Genomic DNA, 3,778 nt, shown 5'->3' with positions numbered 1-3,778 from the left:
TGGCACAATTTTGGCACAGCATTTTTGAAAAACGCTTGTAAATACGCATTACACGAGGGTTGAAAAAAAAGGTCTAAGGGTATAGCACCCGTTGTAAAAGCAAACGAAAAATCCCAGTTCAACCCCCAGTTATCGGTGTTATTTGACTTTTCAGCGGTGAGACTTCCAAGCCGTTTTTAAACTGCATTTCTCAAACAGATGGCTTTTCTCTTTTGGGATTCGCCCGATTATTGCATATGCAAAGCGATTCGATAAATCGAATCTGAAGACCGCTTACACGAGTAAAACCCGTGTTCGCTCCTAAAGTTATTGGGTTATTCCGTGCTATGCACGTCATCAACCCAATTTTTAGAGGTCGTGTGGGGGAATGTGTGGCATTAATGCAAAAATATTGCAAAAATGTAACACACCCTAACAAAATATTGCAATCTATGCTTTTATCGGGTTTGTCAAAAGACCTTGAAGCTATTTGTTGGCGTGAAGCTGTTAATTGGGACAGAAACGAGAGTGCAAAAAATATTTAATTTCTACCTAATTCCAAAATATTTCCTTATGTGGGGGGCGGTTCTCCTTTTTTGCAAATAGCTCCAACAACATTCCTGCATTTTTTCTTCCCACCCCCGACCTAAGGAAATATCAAATCACTTCCAAAGGAGAACTAATGCAAAATAATTATTCCAAGCTCCCCAATCACATCATCACAAATAAAAATCTTAGTCGGGACGCTAAAGCCTTGTTTTGGTATATTGCTTCTCGACCAATTGATTGGGACTTTTCTAACAAAGACATCCAAGAAACTCTAGGCTTCAAGCACCACGATACCATTGCAAAATACCTCAAAGAGCTTCTAAATAGCGGGTATGTCCAGCGAGAAAAAATCCAAAATGAGGCGGGAAAATTTACGGGTAAATTTAAATATTTTATCAGCCTAAAAAATGAGGCGACCGAATGCCTAAAAATTGACCCTACCCAAAGCCTAAAAATTGACAAAAAACAGCCACCCGAATGCCTAAAAAATAGGCAACTAACAAATAATATTCTCTTTGAGAATATTAATTATATATATAAAAAAACTAAAGCAAAAAAAGAAAATTTCAATTCCAATCATTCTCTCCCTAAAGGCAAATCCAAAAACGAATCAATCAAAAATGAAATCTTAGCCTTGCCTTTGGGTGAAAATATCCCCAAAGATTTGTGGAGCGAATTTGTGGCGTGCCGATTGGAAAAGAAAAAGGGCTTTAGCGTCCGAGCTGCCAAAATGCTTTTAAATAAGCTAGAGGGCTTTAGCTTAGAAGACGTGAGCGAAGCGATGAGGGAATCAATCATTAATAGCTGGGATAGCGTGTATGTCAAAACACCTCACGCTTTTAGCCGAGCGACAAACACCAAATCCCGCCCCGCTTCGCACAGGCAAAATCAAAGCCAATATATCGATTCCGAGCTAAGAAAGCAAGGCATTTATATCCAAGATGTGGCATTCCAAACCAAATCCATCCCGCTAGTTGATGGCAAGGAAGTGGTTGCGCTAAGAGATTATGAGGGGAAATACTTCCTAAGGTTTAAGTGATTCGATAAAACCTATCTCCAACACCCAAGCGGAGCTTGGGTGTGAGATGATAACTTTAGGAGCGAACACCGATTTAATCGGTGGGAGTGATCTTCAGGTTTGCCAAAAAGGCAAACCGAGTATCAAATAAAAACGAAAGGAGAACCAATGACGAAAGAATGTGCCACACTCCCTATCACCCCCCAAGATTTCATTGCTGACCTCTTGATTCAAAAAAACACCCTTACGCCCAGAATGCTCCAAAAAGTCCGAGAAATGTTAGAACGTCTTGAACCAATGCTTAGAAATGACTTTTATGACGCCTTAATGAGCGACCCACTCAATAAAATGCGTAATGGCACAATCACGCTGGCGTATTTTTGTGGGTATTTTGATATATTTTACAAAAAACAGCTTAGCCATATTATCGAGCAAGAATACATTGCCTACAAACAAAACAAACCGCTCCGCTATGGGAACAAAAAAACGATTATGTGGCTGAAAAGCCAGCCTTGCTTTGATGAAAGTCTTGATGTGAAATCCCATATCCGAGAGCAAGTCTATAAAAAAGCTTATGCATTACTGGGGGCAATCAATGAATGCGGGGGATAAGATTGATGCAATCGATTTTATGGTGCTTTACAAAGAAATCCAATCACTCCATAAAAAGCTAGACACTTTTATCGAGACAAAAAATTATTTGATTTCACTGCGTGAAGCCAGCATTATATTGGGTTTGTCTGTGGGTGGGGTGTATGCGAGAATGCGAACCCGCAATCTTGAACCAGAAGTCGAGTATATGCGAATCAAACGCAGATGGTTTTTAAGTAAGCAGGGATTGGAGAAGTTGCGGGGGAGGTGGTAAAAACATTAGGAACACTGATGGAATCGGCGTAAGTGGTCTTTTAGATTCACAACGTGAATCGAATAAAAAATCAAAACAAAAAAATAATAGGAGCTTACAAATGACTATGCTACAATCACAACTGCCAAAGATGCACAGCCCTTTTGCTAACAAAAAGGACACAACAATGGCAAGCATTTTTAAACACGCCTACGCAAGGAATGGTATCGTTTATGTCAATGGGACAATCTCGGGGAGTAGGTATCGAATCTCCACTGGCAAGAAAGTGTGTAGAGAGACACTTGCTTGGGCGGAGAGAAATTGGGAAAGTTTATTAAAACACCATATTATTGCAAAGAATCAAAACCAAAAAAAGGTCGGTGTAAGCTTTGAGAGCTTTGCGGTAGCTTCTTTGCAAGCTAATAAGGCGACACGGCGGGAGCTGACAACAAAGGAATATCTTAATATTTTTCACGCACGGATAATCCCCTTTTTTGGTGAGAAAAGCTTAGAGGAAATCACCCCTCTTGATATTAAGAACTGGCAAAGCCAAGTCTTAGAAACAGGAGTAAGTCCCAAGACCTTGTTAAACGCAAGGATTGTTCTTTCTACTATTTTAAAGGATGCTTTATCTAGTGGTATATTGCAGGTTAATCCCTTGCAAAATGTGCCAACGCCCAGATTGAAAAAACCTGAAATCAACCCATTTTCGCTTGAGGAAATAACGTTGATTTTACAAACTTCTAATGGGTGGTTTAAGCATATGCTAACCTTAGCATTCTTTACAGGAATGCGAACAGGGGAGATGTTAGCTCTGAAATGGGAAGATATTGACTTTGATAGGAATATCATTAGAGTCAATAAATCCATTCGAGAGAGTAGGCTCACTTCCCCCAAAACCCGTGCGAGTATTCGGGAAGTGGATATGCTTCCTGTAGTCAAGCAGGCATTATTGGAGCAAAAAGCCCTTAAACGTAGTGATAGTGTGGTGTTTCCCAATCAAGAGGGAAAAATGTTTTCTGATTCTCATTCGCTGAAGCGATATTGGCAACCATTATTTAAGCGATTAGGCTTTGGTGATAGAGTGCTATATAATACCCGCCATAGCTTTGCGAGTTTGATGATTGCACAGGGTGAAGACATCTTATGGGTGTCCAAAATGCTAGGACATACCGATGCACAAATAACTTTCTCAAGATACGCACGATTTATCAAAACAGACAAAAAACGGGCAACGTTTTTAGATGGTTTTAGTGCCTAGCTTGAGTTAATAGCTAAGGGAGCTTTTGGCACATAACTGGCACAGGTGGAATTTGAAGAAAAACAAATAGCGTGTTTTAGGGGGTTGATTTAGAAGCACACTGGTCGGCGTAGCGGGGTTTTCACCC

4 protein-coding genes are annotated in these 3,778 nt (G+C 40.2%); all 4 read left to right on the top strand.

Going from position 1 to position 3,778, the window contains the following annotated elements:
* The first annotated feature begins 661 nt into the window (after nt 1–661).
* The 4 genes from BJI48_RS09185 to BJI48_RS09170 all read left to right on the top strand — a co-directional run bounded on the left by BJI48_RS09185 (nt 662) and on the right by BJI48_RS09170 (nt 3,651).
* The gene (locus BJI48_RS09185) at nt 662–1,567 is read left to right on the top strand and encodes a helix-turn-helix domain-containing protein (protein ID WP_095334268.1); all 906 of its coding nucleotides are present in this window, start codon (nt 662–664) and stop codon (nt 1,565–1,567) included.
* Nucleotides 1,568–1,714: 147 nt separating this feature from the next.
* Complete coding sequence (locus BJI48_RS09180; RefSeq protein ID WP_095334266.1) at nt 1,715–2,158, top strand: hypothetical protein; 444 nt, start codon at nt 1,715–1,717, stop codon at nt 2,156–2,158.
* On the top strand, nt 2,142–2,411 hold the full coding sequence (locus BJI48_RS09175; protein WP_095334264.1) for a hypothetical protein: 270 nt from the start codon (nt 2,142–2,144) through the stop codon (nt 2,409–2,411). The genes BJI48_RS09180 and BJI48_RS09175 overlap by 17 nt, the downstream gene beginning before the upstream one ends.
* A gap of 166 nt (nt 2,412–2,577) precedes the next feature.
* The gene (locus BJI48_RS09170) at nt 2,578–3,651 is read left to right on the top strand and encodes a site-specific integrase (RefSeq protein WP_180763109.1); all 1,074 of its coding nucleotides are present in this window, start codon (nt 2,578–2,580) and stop codon (nt 3,649–3,651) included.
* Nucleotides 3,652–3,778: the final 127 nt, after the last annotated feature.

Source organism: Helicobacter sp. 11S02596-1 (assembly GCF_002272825.1).
Lineage (GTDB): Bacteria > Campylobacterota > Campylobacteria > Campylobacterales > Helicobacteraceae > Helicobacter_J.
This window is presented reverse-complemented; position numbering and strand designations above follow the sequence as displayed.